The sequence below is a fragment of the Pedobacter kyonggii genome, from assembly GCF_004310665.1.
Classification (GTDB): Bacteria; Bacteroidota; Bacteroidia; order Sphingobacteriales; family Sphingobacteriaceae; genus Pedobacter; species Pedobacter kyonggii.
This window is the reverse complement of sequence record NZ_SIXF01000020.1, coordinates 38421-56300: the sequence shown is the minus strand read 5'-3', so window position 1 is coordinate 56300 and position 17880 is coordinate 38421. Positions and strand designations below refer to the sequence as shown.

The following is a 17880-nucleotide window of genomic DNA, read 5'->3' as shown; positions in this document are numbered from 1 at the left end:
GATCGGAGCGCAAAACCTGTATAAAACAGGAAGTTTCCTCCCGTCTTTCGCTTTTACGCTTCGCTTCCTCGTACCTCGTTGCTGCAGGGTAATGCTTCAGCCGGGGCTAAATGGCCAAGGCAGTTTTTTATTTTTGAGGTTGCAGGGTGCACAAACTTTGTGCTTAAACCCGATTGCAATGCAAAGCCCGTAAGCGAGGAACGAGTGCGGACTTGGAATGGAAAGCGGGCCTGCAAACCGCCAAGCACGCAGAACTGCTCATTTCCCAATCACAATGAATACACTACTTATATTTGGAACGCAACACTTTCTTTGGCAATTTACAATTCTATACTTTAGATAAGTAACTGTAAACTAATAACTGCCAACTGATCTAAAGTTCTTTTCTTAACCTTGCCACAGGGATATTCATCTGCTCACGATATTTCGCAACAGTTCTTCTGGCAATGTTATAACCTCTTTCTTTTAAAATTTCAGTTAATTTTTCATCCGCCAAAGGTTTGCGTTTATCTTCGTTGCCAATACAGTCTTCCAATATTTTTTTAACCTCTTTATTCGAAACTTCTTCACCGTTTTCTGTTTGGATAGCTTCTGAGAAGAATGATTTTAATAAGAAAGTACCGAATTCAGTCTGAACATATTTAGAGTTTGCCACCCTTGATACGGTTGAAATATCCATATCGATTTTATCGGCAATATCTTTTAAGATCATTGGGCGCATTTTACGCTCATCGGCCGTTAAAAAATATTCATATTGATAGTGCATAATGGCGTTCATCGTTTTTAACAAAGTCTGTTGTCTTTGTTTAATCGCATCGATAAACCATCGTGCAGAATCTAATTTCTGCTTCACAAACTGCACGGCTTCTTTCAGCTTTTTATCTTTTGATGAAGCTTTATCGTAATGTTCAAACATCTCCTGGTAAGATCTGCTTACCTTTAGTTCTGGGGCATTTTTCGAGTTTAGCGTCAAAATCAATACGCCATCATTATTACTGATGTGGAAATCAGGAATAATCTGCATTTGTTTGGTGGTAACCTGATTGGCATCACCTGGTTTCGGGTTTAAACGCAAAATTTCGTTTACAACCTCTTTAAGTTCTTCACTATCTAAACCTAAACTTTTTTCTAATTTATCGTAATGCTTACGCGTAAACTCATCCAGATAGTTTTCTACAACATTCATTGCTTTAACTATAATCGGATTGTTCGGGTCTTTCCTTTTTAATTGGATCAGTAAACATTCTTTCAGGTCTCTTGCACCAATGCCTGGAGGATCGAAACTTTGGATCAGTTTTAACATTTCCAATACATCCTCCTCCTCAACCATAACATTCTGAGAAAAGGCAAGGTCATCAATCATAGAGCCTAGCGGACGGCGTAAATAACCATCATCATCTAAACTACCGATAATCTGTTTGCCAATAATAAAATCCTGATCGGATAAGGGAATAAGGTCTAATTGCTCCTGTAAACTCTCAAAAAAAGTACTTTCAATGGCAATCGGAGTTTCTTTTTTCTCCTCGTCATCATCACCATTATTGTAGTTGGTACTATAATCGTTGGTAGAATCGTCCTGTAAATAATCATCTACATTAAATTCATCCATGCTGGTATCTTCTGATGATTGTTCGTAATCTTCAGGCCCATCGTTTAAATCATCATATTCGCTTTTTGGCTCATCCTGAGTCATTAAGCTTGGGTCTTCAAGTGCTGGGTTTTCTTCGAGCTCCTCTTTTACGCGGGTATCTAAAGCAACGGTTGGCACCTGCAACAGCTTAATAAACTGTATTTGTTGTGGTGATAACTTTTGTAATAATTTTTGTTGTAAGTGTTGCTTTAGCATAGTAAATATAAAAGAATAGCGCAAAAATAAACAATAGATTTCAGATATTCTGCTGATTTGACCTAAATGCTATCGATATGTTTGGTTTTAAAAATTTTTGCTAAACATTTGTATTGAGTTTTAATGTTTGCTACTTTAGTAATAAAAAAACTAAAACTTAATGAAATATGGGCATTATAAAAGAATTTAAAGAATTTGCAGTTAAGGGAAATGTACTCGATTTAGCTGTGGGTGTTATTGTTGGAGCTGCCTTTGGTAAAATTGTAAGCTCGCTGGTCGAAGATATCATCACTCCATTGTTATTAAATCCAGCTTTGAAAGCCGCTGGAGCCGAAAATATTGCAACACTTACATGGAATGGCGTTAAGTATGGTAGCTTTATTGCAGCTGTAATTAATTTCATATGTATTGCCTTTGTTCTTTTCTTAATTATTAAAGGTGCCAATAATTTAAAAAAGAAAGAAGAAGCTGCGCCTTCAGCTCCTCCCGCACCTACAAAAGAAGAAGTGCTTTTAACCGAAATCAGAGATTTATTAAAAGCAAAAGCATAATATATCAATAGCCGTCTCGATGTAAAATTTGGACGGCTTTTTTGTTTTAATAACTTCTTTTTCAGGAACTTTCGTCATGCTGAATTTATTTCAGCATCTTTCTTCTTGCAAAATAGACCCTGAAATAAATCCAGGGTGACGACTCGAGTAATAATTATCTGCTGAACATCTTTTAACTGATTCAGATTAATAACTTCTTTTTACACTTGGATCGGTTATAATGATATAATCGCCGAGTTTTTTAAATTGCTGCCAATTCGGATTTGTAAAACTTTCATCAGAAAATGACGAAATGTTAAGGATTTTTAATCTTGGATTGGCCTGAGCCAGTTTCGCCAATGTTCCAAGTCTTTCGTCGCTGTGGAAACGGCCATTAAGCTGAAAAACCTTAAAGCCTCTGTTTGCCTTAAGAAACTTACTTATTGACCATGACATGGTCGCATCCCATAAATTTTGGGTATGGTAAATCTTCATCGAACCCATGTTGTGGCCACCCAAAGTTTCTGTGAATTTTTCATAATACCTACCCTGAGCCGTATCAATAGGTAAGGGAGGTAAAAAATTAAATGATGTTTTTGGGAAATTTTCTAAAACTTTAAGCCCTCCCATGGTAACAGCATTGCTGTAGCGAGTTGCCGCGTTTGAGGCAATAACTTTTAATTTGTTTTGTTTGGCGTACTCTATTAAAGGCTTATAATCTTTGTAATTACCCCAGGCTCTGCCTTCTTTAACAAAGTTCTTTTCTGAGATTAATCCTGCCAGGTATTCATCTAACTCAGGTTGTACATCGGTATGGAACATTTCTAAAGACAGCGCTGTTTTTAACGGATATTTTAAATGAAGCCTTTTAAAAAGCTCCGCTTCCAGGTAATGACCTACAGAATCGTTGTGGTCTTCGCCAAAGAATAAAACATCTGCTTGGTTCATATCAGCAACAATGTCGTCTATTGATACGGATTTCTGTTTTTTTACATCGTAAATCTTGTAATGGCTACTTATTTCCTGCGCATACAAGCCAGTAGAAATAGTAAGAACAAACATTAATAGGGGAAATTTCATGCCATCAAAATAACAAAATAATTTTCACCGATAAAATAAGGGTACTTACCGCCTTTTACCGGGTTTTTGCAAGCCAGGTCTATTATGCCCCAGTGCTTATCAATACTTTTGAGTATTAAATATAAACACAAATGGAAAATATTAATAATAACGATAACAACCAGCTTAAAAACTCAGGAAGGGTTTGGAGCGGTTTCATCATAGTCATCATCGGATTTGCATTTCTATTGAACAATATGGGATTAGATATTCCTAGATGGATATTCAGTTGGTCTAATTTTTTAATTGTATTAGGTGTATTTATCGGCGTTCGTCGTAACTTTAAAGGCATAGCCTGGCTGATCCTGATTTTGATCGGTGCTTACAATACATTAGATAATATACCAGGGTTAGATCTTGATTTATCTAAATACGCTTTAGGTATTGGTTTGGTTATAGTAGGCGGCTTTTTAATCTTTAGACCAAAGGATGCCTTGGGTTTTAAGAAAAAACGTAAAGATAAAAACAAAGCCGATTTTGATTTTGACGCAACTATCGATAATAAGACTGTAAATAATAATGATGTTATTGAGGTAGTGGCCGTTTTTGGAGGAAGTAACCAAACCGTCTACTCTAAAAACTTTCAGGGGGGAGATATTACCGCAGTATTTGGCGGAGCAGATATTGTAATGACCCAGGCTGATTTTCCTGAAACAGCGTCGCTTGATGTAACAGCAGTTTTTGGAGGGATTAAATTAATTGTACCGCAAAACTGGGCAATAAAATCGAACGTAACGGCATTATTTGGTAGCGTTGAAGATAAAAGATCGCATGTAATGCCAGTAGCAGAGATGAAAAAAACATTGATTTTAGATGGAACGGCTTTATTTGGAGGGATCGAGATTAAAAGTTTCTAAACATTTATTATAAAACATCGCCTATGAAATGGTTTGCAGTAAATTGTATCTATCAGGTAATTTGTGGTGAGGGAAAACATGCGCCTCAGTTTAATGAACAAACGCGTTTAATCCAGGCAGGTGGGATTGCGCAGGCTTTAGACAAAGCTAAATTGAATGCTGTACATTTTAACCCTTCTTTTGATAATTGTAACGGCGATAAAGTTGTATGGAAGTTTGTAGGTGTAGGTGGAATATCGGCAGTGGAAGAACTTGCTGATGGTGTAGAAGTAAGTTCGAAGATTGTTGAGCCTAAATCGGTTACGCAATACCTGGAAAAGCTATCGCACCGCAATAAATCATTAACTAATCAAAACCATTTTGACAACTAGACCTTTATCCGTTCCGCAAATACAGAAAATATCGTTCACCATTGCAATAGTGTGGACGGTATTGTGTGGTGCAGGATTACATTATGTAGTTAATTTTTCTTGGTGGATATCAATAACCGACAGCTTAACCAATAATTTTTTATTGGCTTTGGCCTGCATTGGTATCAGTAACATGCTTGGGTATTACCAGCCAAAAAATGAGCGGATATTGTACGTACTGATCATCACCCTTGCGCTAACTTTTGTGATTATTTTTGCATCAAAATATGTTGTGCTCTATATTTTTTCTGATTATAAGGAGTATAAAGATTTTTACAACTTCTCTTTTGCCTTCAGAGGCTTAATTTCTTTTATGTGTTTAGCCTGGTGTGCTTTAGCTAATATTTTATGGTATAGATTAGAAGAACAATCAGAAACACACGAAAGACTATCGGCAGCCAAAAGTTTAGCCAAAGAGGCCGAGTTAAATAAGTTAAGGCACCAATTACAGCCGCATTTTCTTTTCAATAGCTTAAACTCGGTATTTGCACTTACCATGGTTAATCCGAAAGAGGCAGGCGTAATGATAATGAAATTAGCTTCTTTTCTTCGTGGAACCTTAAAACGCGATGACGAATTGTGGGTTTCGGTAGAAGAAGAAATGGAGTATATTCAATTGTATCTTGATATTGAGAAGGTGAGGTTTAGCCACAGGTTAAATATCGAAGTTAATGTGGCTGAAGATACTTTAAGCCTTTGTTTGCCAGGTACCTTGTTGCAGCCCATTGTAGAAAACGCCATTAAATTCGGACTTTATAATACTTCAGCAGGTATTACCATCAAGATAGATGTTACTGTTGAATATAATATTTTGCAATTGCGTGTGCAAAATCCTTTCGACCCGGAAATGAAGGCTGCCGGAGGGACAGGATTTGGTTTAAGTGCCATTAAACGCAGGTTATATCTGTTATTTGCGAATACCCATCTGTTACAAACCGATATTGAGGCAAATAATTTATATATTACCACCCTAAAAATTCCACAAAAAAATGATCAGAACAATACTAATTGATGATGAGCCTTTAGCAAGAGATATTGTAAAATATTACCTTTCAGATCATGCAGAAATAGAGATTGTAGCCGAATGTGGTGATGGGTTTGAAGGTTTGAAAGCCATTACCTTGCATAAGCCTGATTTAATTTTTCTGGATATCCAAATGCCTAAAATAAGCGGCTTCGAAATGCTCGAACTGGTTGAAGATAAACCTGCAGTAATTTTTACTACAGCTTTTGATGAATATGCCATTAAAGCTTTTGAGGTTAATGCAGTAGATTATCTGCTTAAACCCATCGATAAATCGCGCTTTGATGCGGCCATTAAAAAACTACCTAACAAATTAAATCAAATCGAAAATACGGAGGCTGTTTTGGATGCAGCAGCTTTAAGTCCGGCACAAAATAATAGGGTAGTGGTTAAAAAAGATGGCGTAATTAAAATTATTCCTGTTGCCGATATCAATTATTTAGAGGCAGATGATGATTATGTGAAATTAAGTACCGTTGATGGTGCTTTCTATAAGAACAAAACCATGGCTTATTTCGAACAAACACTCGATGTGAGCCAGTTTATCCGTATCCACAGGTCTTACATCATTAACCTGGCCCAGGTGACCAAAATAGAGCTAAAAGAGAAAGATAGTTATGTAGTGCTGTTAAAATCTGATATCTGGTTGCCGGTGAGTAAAACAGGTTACGTAAAATTGAAGGCCGCGCTGGGCTTGTAAAAAGTAATGTTTTATAACTGGCGTCACCCTGGATTTATTTCAGGGTCTTCATTGCAAGGAAGATGTTAGCTCACTAAGTAGTCATTTGTTTTTTTGGAAAGCAATTGAGTGCTAACATTATTGTTAGCCCTGCTTTCCGTTACAATCTTTTTGCCCTTCGGCTACGCTCTCCGTAGGAGTCCTTTGGACAGGGTGACAAAAAGGATTTCCACTCCAATCAGGTTTGTTCTACGGCTGTCGTTGCTGCTATTTGGGGCATTTCCCTTCTACCGTTTCACGATACTAATTTAGGTACCTCTCTCTTCCATTGGGGGTAATATCGTTTAGTTAAGCGTACGTTTGTCAGTCTGATCCTGTCGAAGACATTTAGTTGAAAACAAAAACATTTTCCCTTCCGACTACGCTATCACCGACGTTATTCTGTAGTCATTAAATATATACGCTTTATGCCGATTTCGTATTTCCGTCCAGCTAGGCCGTAGCACTATATCCCCGTTTTACTTAAATCCGGCCTAACAAATTTTTCGGGCTGCACTACCCAAGCTAACCTACTAGCTTCAAAAGAAAAATTTTCAGCCGGTGTTTTTTGTTTTTTCATAGGTCCTTATATTTTCAACGGCATTCAAGCTAGCTGTGCTGGTCTTTTTGACACCAAAAAGAAAGAGCCCATCGGCGGCGGCGAGCCGAGGAAAGCATGGGCTGTTGGGGGGATAATCAATTATATACATCATTTATATTGATTTTTATACAATAAATTAACCCTCAGGATGACAATGTTTTTTGTTCTTCTTAACTTAATGACATTGCATCGGATGGATTATGGGTGGAAAAACTAGTTATATTTTCGTTTCGCAGCAACGTTTGGTGAAACAATAAAACATACAAACAGATATTTATAAATATCCATAGGGCATCTTTTTCAAAAGAATTATTACATTTGCATTTAAATAGAAAAAATAATAATTAATCACTCTTGCATTTGTAGAGAAATCGCTTTATATTTGCACCTCTTAATTTTACAATAGATAATATACAGTCATGAAAAGAACATACCAACCTTCGCAAAGAAAGAGAAGAAACAAACACGGCTTCCGCGAAAGAATGGCAACAGCTAACGGCAGACGAGTATTAGCATCACGTCGTGCTAAAGGAAGAAAAAGATTAACAGTTTCTGACGAACGCAAGCATAAAGCATAATTTTTGATTGCTTTTCCGTTAATTCGGGATCGGCAGATCAAAATCTGCAGTTATCAATCAAAAATATATGTACACATTCAGGAAAGAAGAACGGTTATGCAGCAGGAAACATTTAGACCTGTTGTTTAAAAACGGTTCTTCTTTTTTATTATACCCTTTTCGGATTTCCTATCTTTTTGTCGATCAACCAGCTGATGTGCAAGCACAGGTGGTAATCAACGTTCCTAAAAAAAGATATAAACGGGCGGTAGACCGTAATCTGCTCAAGCGCCGCATACGCGAAGCTTATCGCCTCAATAAACAAGATAAATTATACATGCCTTTACCTATCGACAGGGGATTGCTTTTGATTTCTATTCAGTTTGTGGGTAAAGAAAAATATGATTTTACCTTTATCGAGAAAAAACTGATTGCTACTTTTAAGCGTTTTCAAAATTTAATCCAGCCAAATGAAATTCATCAATAAAATTTTCGGATGGTTTTTTTTAGGTTTAATCAAGGTGTATCAATATGCCATTTCGCCAATGCTGGGCGCAAATTGTAGGTTTACCCCAACTTGCTCGCAGTATGGGATAGAAGCCATTAAAAAGTATGGACCATTTAAAGGTGGTTGGCTCGCGCTGAAACGCATTGGCCGTTGTCATCCATGGGGCAAACATGGTCACGATCCTGTTCCTTAGAGGGGTTTATTAGTTCGTTTGTTCATTAGTCATAGTTCATACTACATTCGTCGTTTCGAGGTAGGGGAAGTTGAGCGAGTGCAAGAATCTTTTGGATTGGATTGATGCCGAATTTCAAGCTAATTCAATCAAAAATCGAGTAAAGATCCTTCGACTACGCTTAGGATGACATGTCACGAGGAATAATTGCACCAGTTAATTGCTTAAATCGGTTAATTGACTCCAAACGCCAAACTCTCAACTCCAAACTTATCTTCTCTTTCATTTTACTTATCTTTGCGCAATGGCTAAAATACTTCAAATAGAAACTGCTACTTCAATTTGTTCGGTAGCGTTGTCTATCAATGGCGAAACGATTTCATTTAAAGAAGAAAAAGGACAAAACCTGCATGCTGCTAATTTAACCCTGTTCATTGATGAGGTGCTTAAAACGGCAGGTGTAAGTTATCAGGAATTGGATGCTGTTGCGGTAAGTAAAGGGCCAGGGTCTTACACGGGGCTTCGTATTGGTGTTTCTACAGCTAAAGGCCTCTGTTATGCACTAGATAAGCCATTAATCGCTATTGAAACGCTTGAGATGATGGCTGCAGGTTTCTTAACGAAAAACTCGGATTACTCTGGTTTAATCTGTCCAATGATCGATGCACGTAGAATGGAAGTATATACCTCAATTTTCGACCGTTCTTTAAACGTCATCACGCCAACTGAAGCAAAAATTATTGATGAAACAAGTTTTACTGATTATCTCGCACAGCAAACTGTTACTTTTTTAGGTGATGGGGCTGCCAAGTGCGCTGAAGTTTTAACACATCAAAATGCAAAGTTTGATGAGGCCAATTTCAATGCTGCAACATACATGTCGCGGTTAGCTTACGAAGCTTTCAGCAACAATAAATTTGAAGATGTAGCTTATTTCGAACCTTTTTACCTGAAAGATTTTGTCGTTACGCAATCTAAAAAACAACAAGCACAGGGTTAAACCGTTTATTTTCTCTTAAAGATCGAAAACAAACTTTTAAAGAAACTCCCACCTTTATTATCATTTATGCCGGGTATTACATCGGCAAACTGCGGATGATTAACCACGTTGCCGAATTTAATACCTACACCCATATAAAAAGAAGCGCCATTGGGGCCATTGCCTACAGTAGCATTTTTTTTAATTAGTCCATAAGTTTGGAAACTGGTAGCCACTAAATTATCGGTACCCATAAACAACTCGAAATTTGGAGTCTGGTATTTCCCTTGCAACCCGACCATAAAAACACCATTTAAGTTATACAATGGAGTAACACTGCCAGAAAAATCGTTGGCAATAAAAGTATTTACAAAAGCAACATCTCCGCCTTTGTAAAACAGGTTTTTCGAAACGGCTAATCCTGGTTTGTAAAATCCATACCGTTTGGATAGGTAAACATCCAGTTTGGCATTTGTTGGTGCCAAAAACTTTTTACTTTGCTCTGAAAGCAGAAAAATATCCTTTATTTCCTGGTTGGTATTAGATCGGTCCTCTAAATTTTCAATTATTTTAGATTGATCTATAGTAGTGCGCTGTGTGTTGCTCCGCCACCAGATAAAACCTAAATCTTTAATATTGGCCATCAAAAACAGGCCTTTTTTAGTGGTGTAATTTGTTCCAAAACTTAATGATAAGCCAGGATTTTTAAAGTTGGGAAAGAAGTTTTTCTTACTTACCTCGTCAAAATCCGAGAAATTGCTGGAGTAGGTGCCATTAAGCCCGATCAATAATGCAGAAGCATCTGGATCTATATATAAATAAGAATCAGCTATGTCGAGTTTGTTGTATAATATCCCGCTCAATAAACTGGCTTTTAGTCCAAAAGCAAGTCTTTTATTCCAGTTTTCCCTGTAGGTAAAGCTAAACTGATGGTAACTTTGTTCATACCCTTTAGAATCGAATATTCCTGTATATTGCTGTCCTTTGTTAAATCTTTCAAAAGAATCGAAAATAGCAAGGCTTTCATTCGTGTAATCGATATGTGCATCAGACCTGATCTGCCATGAAAAACCCATCTCCTTTTGATACTTATAAGATTTGAAAAGTCTGAATGCAGCTACATAAATATTGCTGTTTTCGAAAAAATGGTTCACTTCTCCAGTACCAATCGGTAAACTTCTTGTATCAAAAACACCTTCCTGTGTTAATTTTCTTATGGCAAACTTAGAGCTTCCTTTATTAATGGCATTTGTTCCAAAATAGGGTAGAAAAAAATTGGAAGAAAATCTTCGTGATGAATCTAAGGTGAAAGATTTTTGAGATGGATTTTCGAAGGCATCAAACATTGTTTTGGTGCCAAAAAGTGCATATTGTTGCGCATTTGCAACCCCGAAGCTGGCTAATACCAGTAACGCAAGTAAAAGTTTCTTCATGTAAAATAGTTTTCTGGGCTTATTTCCTTATTAACGGTTACTTAACGAATCTGGTATTTCCGGCTTTAAATATTTGTTTAAAAGCAAGTTAGTGATAAACTTGTTTTTGTCTGCACTCATCTGGTAATAAAAAGTGTCGAAACTTTTTAAACCGCTATCGGCCCTCAAATGTTTATAAAATGGAAGCTGAATATTGTTCCTGAAAATATCTGTCGAATTTTTGGTGTTGATGTAATAACTCACATTCGAAGTAGTTGAAATCTGATTTACTGCATCTAAATATTGTGGGGTCTGTATTAAGAGCCTGTTATGTTTATAATCATTTAGAAATGATTGCACTGTGCTTGCATTATTGGCCACAATCAAATTATTATCTACAATGGTATAATATGGCCTGCCGAATTTTTTAAATGGTTCGCCAAAGTAACTATACAGGATATCAGATGATTTAAAGAGCTTAATGTCTTCATTGTAATCTGCACTTACATCAAGCAACAACTGTTTTACTTTTTCTCCATTTGATAATGAAATTGCACCTAGTTTTTCGCTGGTACTTAACTGAAAAAGAATAAATTGATTTTTTGTATAAATGGTGAATATCGAATTTAAATCTGTTCTGTATTCATCTTTTACCTTTTTTATTACCGCATTATTTTTTGAAAGTATTTTTGTCTGTTCCTGCCAGCTATTCAACTTTTTAAGCCATTTGCCGTAATCATCATAAGCATAAAGTGCATAGTTTGCTGTATTATCAGGTAGGATATTTTGGATGGATGTATTTTGAGCAGCAATGTTTTCGAACAGTTTAAGGTAATTATACTGATCTTTTAACTCTGTATTGCCGCTGAAAAGGATTTTTTCTCTGCTAAAATTATAATTAAGTACAGCAAAACTGTTCTGCTTATTAAAAATGGCAATTTCTCCGTTAATGTTACCTGCAATAATATTTTTGAGCAATAAGGGTGCCTGGTTAAAATTGATATAAACATGGGTGAGCACATTTTTAATTTGACGGTTATTCTCCTTAATATACTCGGTAAAGGGATTTTCTGTTAAACGTACATTGGCATCATTGATCAGTTTGAGCGATGTTGAAGCTGTTAATACCTGGTCATGTATGCCTAAATAAACCAATAAGCTGTCATTGAGCTTCACCGTGTACAGGTCTTTAGCATTTTCGCTGATTGCTTTTTTAAGTTTTAACTGTTCATAGAATTTTTTGATGTCATTGTCACGTTGTATCTGTACGGTAATTAAGAAGTTCAGGGTTTTATTCGAGTCGGGCAGCACACTAATATAAACCTGCTGATCTTTCAGGTATCGGTTTAGGAGATTATCATCGATGATACTTGTTTTTAACTGTTTTAAAAGGTTCATTTTATCCTTCCCTAAAACCTGTTGGATAAGCTGTTGCCCTTCAATGATATCGTAAAAACCTTTGTCGTTCTGAAAAGAAAATACCAATGCGGCATTATTGGTTGCCGATTGTAGCGCCAGGTCTTTCGCATCATTATCAATTCCCAATTTCGAAAAATAGACATAGGCCATAAAGGCTACACCTAAAAATAATGCACTTGTTAGAATTACGATTTTTTTCATCTGCTGTGCAACAAATTTAATTTATTACATTGATTAGTGAGAAGTTCTTTGTCAATTTATTAATTTAGCGATTGCTACTAGCAAATAACTATGAATAAACGAATAATTCTTACTGCTTCTTTTTTTGGTGCTGTTGCTGTTTTGCTGGGCGCATTTGGTGCCCATGGACTAAAGGCCTTAATTGATGGACCATCATTAGAAATTTGGCAAAAGGGTGTTGATTATCAGTTCTATCATACATTTGCATTATTGTACCTTTCTACCTTTGCACGTTACAGAAACAAGCTCATTAATATCGCTTATTTCTGCTTTACTTTCGGTATCATTCTTTTTTCAGGGTCGTTATATTTGTTGGCTACCCGAAGCATATCGCATTTAGGATTTACTGAATTTATTGGCCCAATAACGCCAATTGGTGGGCTTTTATTTGTATTGGGATGGATAATGCTCTTTTTTGCGGCATTTAAAGATAAATAATGAATACTTTCGAAAACGATATTTTTGCAGAAAGAGAAACACTTTTTGTTGAAGTTATTTTGCCATTATCTTTGGCTAAAAACTATACTTATCGGGTACCTTTCGATTTAAACGATCAGGTTGCCGTCGGAAAACGTGTGGTTGTCCAGTTTGGAAAGCATAAAATTTATACGGCTTTAATCAGTGGCATCAGCACCGTGCCACCAACGGTTTATGAAGCAAAATATATTATCGATGTAGTAGATACTGAGCCTGTAATTACACCCATGCAGCTTAAATTCTGGACATGGATGACCAATTATTACATGTGCAATGAAGGTGATGTAATGGCGGCTGCTTTGCCTGCAAGTTTAAAGCTGGCCAGCGAAACGATCTTGATTCTTCGTGAAGATTACAATGAAGATACGGAACTTACCGATAAGGAAGAAATCATTATTAATGCACTGAAACAGCAGCAGAAACTTACTGTTAATGATGTTTCCAAGCTCCTTGGGCAGAAAACCGTATATCCGATTATCAATCATTTGCTCGATAAAGAATTGATTCTGGTAGCCGAGGAGGTGGTGCAGAAATATAAACCATTGCTTAAATCGTTCATCATATTAAATGATTTTTATAGCGATGAAGAAAATCTGAAACAGCTTTTTAATGTTTTGGATAGGGCACCTAAACAATTAGACGCTTTACTGGCTTACCTGAAATTACAAAAATCAAATCTGCCGATCTCTAAAGAACAGCTTTTAGAAGAAAGTAATTGTGGACCAGCGGCATTAAAAGCTTTAACCGACAAAGATATTTTTGTGGTGATGAAAAGGCCGGTTAGCCGTTTGGCGGCTCACGATGAAGAATTCAGTGTGGATTTCGAACTGAACGAAGGGCAGCAGAAAGCATTAGGCCAGATTAATCAATATTTTGAAGAGAAGGAGGTGGTTTTGCTGCATGGTGTTACCGCATCTGGAAAAACACAGGTTTATATTAAGCTGATTGAAAAAATCATTCAAAATACAGATGATCAGGTATTGTTCTTGCTGCCCGAAATTGCCTTAACGACACAGATTGTAGAACGGATTAAACGCTATTTTGGTAATTCAATAGGGGTATACCACTCTAAATTCAACAATAGCGAAAGGGTAGAAATCTGGAATAAGGTACGAACAGGTGCGTATAAGGTAATTCTTGGTGCACGATCGGCCGTTTTTCTTCCTTTTCAACACCTTAAATTAATTGTTGTTGATGAGGAGCACGAACCATCTTACAAACAGTACGACCCGGCGCCACGCTACCAGGCAAGAGATGCAGCCATTTATTTAGGTTATCTGCATCAGGCCAAAGTGGTTTTAGGCTCTGCCACACCATCACTTGAAAGTTATTATAATGCCTTACAAGGTAAGTATGGGCTTGTAGAGATGAAAGAGCGTTTCGGTGGTGTTCAGCTTCCAAACCAGCAGGTGGTGAGTATTTCGGAAGAAACGAAGAAAAAAACAATGAGCTCGTATTTTTCGAGTGTATTGATCAAAGATATCGATCTGGCCCTTTCTAAAAAGGAACAGATTGTGTTATTTCAGAACAGAAGAGGGTACGCTACTATTCTAATCTGTGCTACCTGTGGTTATACCCCAAAATGTGTAAACTGCGATGTAAGTTTAACCTATCATAAAAGCAGTGGCAAATTACATTGCCATTATTGTGGCTATCAACAAAGTAGCATAAATATCTGTCCGGCATGTGGTTCGGTGCATGTAGAGCAAAAAGGATTTGGTACCGAGCGTATTGAAGAAGAACTCAGGTTACTTTACCCAGAAGTTACCATTGCCCGGTTGGACATGGATAGTACAAGGACAAAAAATGGGCTTCAACAGATCTTAAACGACTTTCAAGAGAAGAAAACCGATATTTTAATCGGCACACAAATGGTAGCCAAAGGATTGGATTTCGATAACCTGAATCTTATTGGTGTAATTAATGCCGATACACTTTTGGGCTATCCCGATTTTCGTGCTTACGAAAGAAGTTTCCAGCTACTGGCTCAGGTTGCCGGTAGAGCAGGTAGAAGGGCTGATCAGGGTAATGTCTGCATTCAGACTTACGATGCCGAAAATCGAATCATAAAACAAGTAGTAAATAATGATTACGAGGGGATGTATAGCGATGAAATTGTTGAACGCGAGAAATTTCTTTATCCGCCGTTTTCGCGAATGATATTTTTGTACATCAAACATAAAGATTCACATGTTCTGGATCACGCCGCATTTACTTTGGCCAATATCCTTAAAGGAAAATTTGGTAAACGGGTTTTAGGTCCAGAGCAACCTCTAGTAAGTCGCGTTCGCAATCTTTATATCAAACAGATCATTATCAAAGCTGATAAGCATACTGCCATTCAAAAAGTTAAAGACGCATTAAGAGAAACCCTTACCCAATTTAATGCTACCAAAGAATTTAAAGGCATTTTTACACAAATTGATGTAGATCCGTATTAATTACTAATTTAAGTTTTGATTTAGTGTTACTTACACTAATGTGGATTTCTTTATCTTGTTTCACCGTTTAAGAAACGCTAATTTTGAAGCTCATGGCGTATAAATTTGTTGATAATTACCGAGAACGTGGAGCGAGAAAAAAACTGGTTGAGTTGTTAAAATCTCGCGGAATTGAAGATGAAAATGTGTTAACAGCCATAGGTAAAGTTCCACGTCATTTCTTTTTTGATGAAACTTTTTGGAATCAAGCCTACAAAGATATTGCTTTTCCAATAGGTGATGGCCAAACCATATCCCAACCTTACACCGTTGCTTACCAAAGTGAGCTTTTGCACATTAAAAAAGGAGATAAGGTACTCGAGATCGGAACGGGTTCGGGCTATCAAACCTGTATTTTAATAGAACTAGGCGCAAATGTTTTTACCATCGAAAGACAAGAGAATATCTACAATAGAACCATTCAGGTTTTACCCGGAATGGGTTACCGGCCTACTTTTTATTGTGGCGATGGCTCGAAAGGAATTGCTGCACACGCGCCGTACGACAAAATAATAGTTACTGCAGGTGCCCCTTTGGTTCCGGAGATATTATTAAAACAATTAAAAATCGGCGGTATTCTGGTCATTCCGGTAGGAGATGAGAAAACCCAGAAAATGGTTACTGTTATTCGAGTAAGCGAAACAGACTACGAAAAAATTGTGTTGGATACCTTTAGGTTTGTGCCTTTGGTGGGCGACCAAGCCTGGTAAACGAGTTGTGAGTTTGGAGATCGGAGTTTTGAGTAAAAAATTCAACTCCTAATTTTAAATGTGCAGTCAGATTGTAACATCTGACTAATAAGTATATTAAGAAAAGATTGGGCTATTAGGTGAATCAGGAGCAAAAGTAGGTTTAGTGTCAGATAGGAATATCTGACACCACGAAAATTTAAAGTTAAATACCTCCAAACCCTAAACCCTCAACTCCAAACTAACCTATCTCTTCATCGCTCTATCCAACTCACGTTTGGTATCTCTATCCTTAATGCTGTCGCGTTTGTCGAACTCTTTTTTACCTTGGGCCAAAGCAATTTCTATTTTAGCGAAACCTCTTTCATTGATGAAAATGCGTAAGGGAACTATGGTATAACCTTTTTCTTCGCCTTTAAGCTTTAATTTTCTGATTTCTTTCTTCTGCAGTAATAAGGCGCGGTCGCGTTTAATATCGTGATGATAGAAAGAGCTGTGTGAGTATTCCGAAACATGAAGGTTGCGCACGTACAGGTTCCCCCCAATAAACATGCAAAATGCATCGGTCATGTTGGCTTTACCTTGTCTGATCGCTTTTATTTCAGTTCCTAAAAGGGCAATGCCTGCTACGTATTTATCTAAAAGATTGTAGTCGAAATATGCTCTTTTATTCTTTATGTTGATGTCGTTTTTCAAAATTGTAATAAGTATATGTTGTTGTAATATTCAGCAATGGTATAAATTATACATGCCGGGTTGCAAATATCCTAAAAATTGATGTGATAATTTAGTTTTAATCACATTAAGTTAAGGCTTGTAGCGGTCACAGTTTATTTTTATGCAAACTGCAATATTTTTTAGTTTCTTATGATTTGGAAATGTACGGGCAGTTCTTTTGGCAGCCTCAGTCCCGCTTTTTGCTGCAACAAAAGCAGAAAAAGCTTTTGGTTTCCGCGTCAATCGGGTTTATTTAACTTTGGGTGCTGCAAGAAAATAAATCTTTCACATTCCGATAAATAAGGACGGTACTGTTTGGTAACAGCCCTTTGTTCTCTAAACCCGACAGGAGCGAACACGCAGTGTAACGAAGTAAAGCGGATGGCGGGACTACAACAGCTATTAAAAACTGCCTTTCGTTTTCTAATTATAATGCTTGAATTGGAGAGAAGTCAAGTTTTATGTGCAATTGCCTGTTTAAACTTGACTTCTCTTGGATAAAAAATGTTCATCTGTTTGTAAAAGCTAAGGATATATTATTATGTTCGTATTTATTCGTTTAAGTTTGGACTTTAAATCTCAAAAATGAAATTCAGGAACCTACTTTTAATCTTATTGTTAGCCGTTACTTTTCAGGCAGAAGCACAGCAACCTACTTTATTGCCACAATTCACCTTTTACAAACTTGATGGAAAACCATTTTCAAATAATGATATTAAACAAGGAAAAAAGAACCTTTTTATCTTATTTGATTGTACTTGTGAGCACTGCCAGAGGGAAAGTAAAAACCTGAACACCAATTATGCCAAGTTTAAGGACGTTAATATTTACATGATTACCATGGATGAGGGGTATATCATTCCGCAGTTTTTCAATTCTTATGCCAAGGGTTTAAATACCAAGCCTAATGTACTGGTATTGCAGGATAAAAAACGCATGTTTATCCCGACCTTTTTGCCAAAGCAATACCCATCAATGTACTTATATTCTTCAGCTGGTAAACTGCTGATGTACCAATCGGGAGATGGTGGCGTAAAAAAGCTAATGACGGTAGTAGGTAAATAATCTTATTTTTTAGCCATAGATTGTACAGATAAACAAGGATTTTGATATCTGTGTTCATCC

18 protein-coding genes are annotated in these 17880 nt (G+C 36.9%); 13 read left to right on the top strand and 5 right to left on the bottom strand.

Features of this window, described 5'->3' with window-relative positions:
* Positions 1–373: 373 nt before the first annotated feature.
* Positions 374–1846 (bottom strand): RNA polymerase factor sigma-54, encoded by a 1473-nt coding sequence (gene rpoN, locus EYS08_RS17905; RefSeq protein ID WP_029280404.1) that lies wholly within the window; start codon positions 1844–1846, stop codon positions 374–376.
* Positions 1847–2013: 167 nt separating this feature from the next.
* On the opposite strand from rpoN, the gene mscL reads away from it, so the two are divergent.
* Positions 2014–2397 carry a large-conductance mechanosensitive channel protein MscL gene (gene mscL, locus EYS08_RS17900; RefSeq protein WP_131031390.1) on the top strand — a complete coding sequence of 128 codons (384 nt, stop codon included), beginning with the start codon at positions 2014–2016 and terminating at the stop codon, positions 2395–2397.
* Positions 2398–2583: 186 nt separating this feature from the next.
* On the opposite strand, the gene EYS08_RS17895 is transcribed toward mscL, so the two are convergent.
* Complete coding sequence (locus tag EYS08_RS17895) at positions 2584–3456, bottom strand: ChaN family lipoprotein (protein WP_131031389.1); 873 nt, start codon at positions 3454–3456, stop codon at positions 2584–2586.
* 131 nt (positions 3457–3587) lie between these two features.
* Here EYS08_RS17895 and EYS08_RS17890 point away from each other — a divergent pair, with 131 nt between their 5' ends.
* From EYS08_RS17890 to tsaB, 8 genes are all read left to right on the top strand, one after another.
* Positions 3588–4352, top strand: a complete 765-nt coding sequence (locus EYS08_RS17890; RefSeq protein WP_131031388.1) for a LiaF transmembrane domain-containing protein — start codon at positions 3588–3590, stop codon at positions 4350–4352.
* 23 nt (positions 4353–4375) lie between these two features.
* Entirely contained in the window at positions 4376–4723 is a 348-nt protein-coding gene (locus EYS08_RS17885; RefSeq protein ID WP_131031387.1) for a DUF4288 domain-containing protein, read from the top strand.
* Positions 4713–5774, top strand: coding sequence for a sensor histidine kinase (locus tag EYS08_RS17880; RefSeq protein ID WP_244215989.1), 1062 nt, complete (start codon positions 4713–4715; stop codon positions 5772–5774). The genes EYS08_RS17885 and EYS08_RS17880 overlap by 11 nt, the downstream gene beginning before the upstream one ends.
* Positions 5752–6486, top strand: coding sequence for a LytR/AlgR family response regulator transcription factor (locus tag EYS08_RS17875; RefSeq protein ID WP_131031386.1), 735 nt, complete (start codon positions 5752–5754; stop codon positions 6484–6486). The genes EYS08_RS17880 and EYS08_RS17875 overlap by 23 nt, the downstream gene beginning before the upstream one ends.
* Positions 6487–7524: 1038 nt before the next feature.
* Complete coding sequence (rpmH, locus tag EYS08_RS17870) at positions 7525–7683, top strand: 50S ribosomal protein L34 (RefSeq protein ID WP_010601723.1); 159 nt, start codon at positions 7525–7527, stop codon at positions 7681–7683.
* 67 nt (positions 7684–7750) lie between these two features.
* Positions 7751–8149, top strand: coding sequence for a ribonuclease P protein component (locus tag EYS08_RS17865; RefSeq protein ID WP_131031385.1), 399 nt, complete (start codon positions 7751–7753; stop codon positions 8147–8149).
* Entirely contained in the window at positions 8133–8363 is a 231-nt protein-coding gene (gene yidD / locus EYS08_RS17860; protein WP_029280774.1) for a membrane protein insertion efficiency factor YidD, read from the top strand. Before EYS08_RS17865 ends, yidD begins: the two co-directional genes overlap by 17 nt.
* A gap of 283 nt (positions 8364–8646) precedes the next feature.
* Positions 8647–9342: a tRNA (adenosine(37)-N6)-threonylcarbamoyltransferase complex dimerization subunit type 1 TsaB gene (gene tsaB, locus EYS08_RS17855; RefSeq protein ID WP_131031384.1), complete on the top strand. Its 696-nt coding sequence runs from the start codon at positions 8647–8649 to the stop codon at positions 9340–9342.
* Positions 9343–9347: 5 nt separating this feature from the next.
* Here tsaB and EYS08_RS17850 read toward each other — a convergent pair whose 3' ends face one another.
* Positions 9348–10754 carry a DUF5723 family protein gene (locus EYS08_RS17850; protein WP_131031383.1) on the bottom strand — a complete coding sequence of 469 codons (1407 nt, stop codon included), beginning with the start codon at positions 10752–10754 and terminating at the stop codon, positions 9348–9350.
* A 30-nt stretch (positions 10755–10784) separates the two neighbouring features.
* A complete protein-coding gene (locus EYS08_RS17845; RefSeq protein ID WP_131031382.1) occupies positions 10785–12353 on the bottom strand; it encodes a hypothetical protein in 1569 nt (522 codons plus the stop codon).
* A gap of 90 nt (positions 12354–12443) precedes the next feature.
* On the opposite strand from EYS08_RS17845, the gene EYS08_RS17840 reads away from it, so the two are divergent.
* The 3 genes from EYS08_RS17840 (at position 12444) to EYS08_RS17830 (ending at position 16059) form a co-directional block, all read left to right on the top strand.
* Positions 12444–12830, top strand: a complete 387-nt coding sequence (locus EYS08_RS17840; RefSeq protein ID WP_029279875.1) for a DUF423 domain-containing protein — start codon at positions 12444–12446, stop codon at positions 12828–12830.
* A complete protein-coding gene (gene priA, locus EYS08_RS17835) occupies positions 12830–15310 on the top strand; it encodes a replication restart helicase PriA (RefSeq protein ID WP_131031381.1) in 2481 nt (826 codons plus the stop codon). Before EYS08_RS17840 ends, priA begins: the two co-directional genes overlap by 1 nt.
* A gap of 92 nt (positions 15311–15402) precedes the next feature.
* Entirely contained in the window at positions 15403–16059 is a 657-nt protein-coding gene (locus EYS08_RS17830; RefSeq protein ID WP_131031380.1) for a protein-L-isoaspartate(D-aspartate) O-methyltransferase, read from the top strand.
* A 225-nt stretch (positions 16060–16284) separates the two neighbouring features.
* Here the strand turns inward: EYS08_RS17830 and smpB are convergent, their stop codons facing one another.
* Complete coding sequence (gene smpB / locus EYS08_RS17825; protein ID WP_208745894.1) at positions 16285–16734, bottom strand: SsrA-binding protein; 450 nt, start codon at positions 16732–16734, stop codon at positions 16285–16287.
* Positions 16735–17340: 606 nt separating this feature from the next.
* On the opposite strand from smpB, the gene EYS08_RS17820 reads away from it, so the two are divergent.
* Entirely contained in the window at positions 17341–17820 is a 480-nt protein-coding gene (locus EYS08_RS17820) for a TlpA family protein disulfide reductase (RefSeq protein ID WP_131031378.1), read from the top strand.
* Positions 17821–17880: the final 60 nt, after the last annotated feature.

What these genes read in the sequence shown, in the direction of transcription:
- rpoN (WP_029280404.1), bottom strand. Translation starts at nt 1,846, where the DNA reads ATGCTAAAGCAACACTTACAACAAAAATTATTACAAAAGTTATCACCA.
- mscL (WP_131031390.1), top strand. Translation starts at nt 2,014, where the DNA reads ATGGGCATTATAAAAGAATTTAAAGAATTTGCAGTTAAGGGAAATGTA.
- EYS08_RS17895 (WP_131031389.1), bottom strand. Translation starts at nt 3,456, where the DNA reads ATGAAATTTCCCCTATTAATGTTTGTTCTTACTATTTCTACTGGCTTG.
- EYS08_RS17890 (WP_131031388.1), top strand. Translation starts at nt 3,588, where the DNA reads ATGGAAAATATTAATAATAACGATAACAACCAGCTTAAAAACTCAGGA.
- EYS08_RS17885 (WP_131031387.1), top strand. Translation starts at nt 4,376, where the DNA reads ATGAAATGGTTTGCAGTAAATTGTATCTATCAGGTAATTTGTGGTGAG.
- EYS08_RS17875 (WP_131031386.1), top strand. Translation starts at nt 5,752, where the DNA reads ATGATCAGAACAATACTAATTGATGATGAGCCTTTAGCAAGAGATATT.
- rpmH (WP_010601723.1), top strand. Translation starts at nt 7,525, where the DNA reads ATGAAAAGAACATACCAACCTTCGCAAAGAAAGAGAAGAAACAAACAC.
- EYS08_RS17865 (WP_131031385.1), top strand. Translation starts at nt 7,751, where the DNA reads ATGTACACATTCAGGAAAGAAGAACGGTTATGCAGCAGGAAACATTTA.
- yidD (WP_029280774.1), top strand. Translation starts at nt 8,133, where the DNA reads ATGAAATTCATCAATAAAATTTTCGGATGGTTTTTTTTAGGTTTAATC.
- tsaB (WP_131031384.1), top strand. Translation starts at nt 8,647, where the DNA reads ATGGCTAAAATACTTCAAATAGAAACTGCTACTTCAATTTGTTCGGTA.
- EYS08_RS17850 (WP_131031383.1), bottom strand. Translation starts at nt 10,754, where the DNA reads ATGAAGAAACTTTTACTTGCGTTACTGGTATTAGCCAGCTTCGGGGTT.
- EYS08_RS17845 (WP_131031382.1), bottom strand. Translation starts at nt 12,353, where the DNA reads ATGAAAAAAATCGTAATTCTAACAAGTGCATTATTTTTAGGTGTAGCC.
- EYS08_RS17840 (WP_029279875.1), top strand. Translation starts at nt 12,444, where the DNA reads ATGAATAAACGAATAATTCTTACTGCTTCTTTTTTTGGTGCTGTTGCT.
- priA (WP_131031381.1), top strand. Translation starts at nt 12,830, where the DNA reads ATGAATACTTTCGAAAACGATATTTTTGCAGAAAGAGAAACACTTTTT.
- EYS08_RS17830 (WP_131031380.1), top strand. Translation starts at nt 15,403, where the DNA reads ATGGCGTATAAATTTGTTGATAATTACCGAGAACGTGGAGCGAGAAAA.
- EYS08_RS17820 (WP_131031378.1), top strand. Translation starts at nt 17,341, where the DNA reads ATGAAATTCAGGAACCTACTTTTAATCTTATTGTTAGCCGTTACTTTT.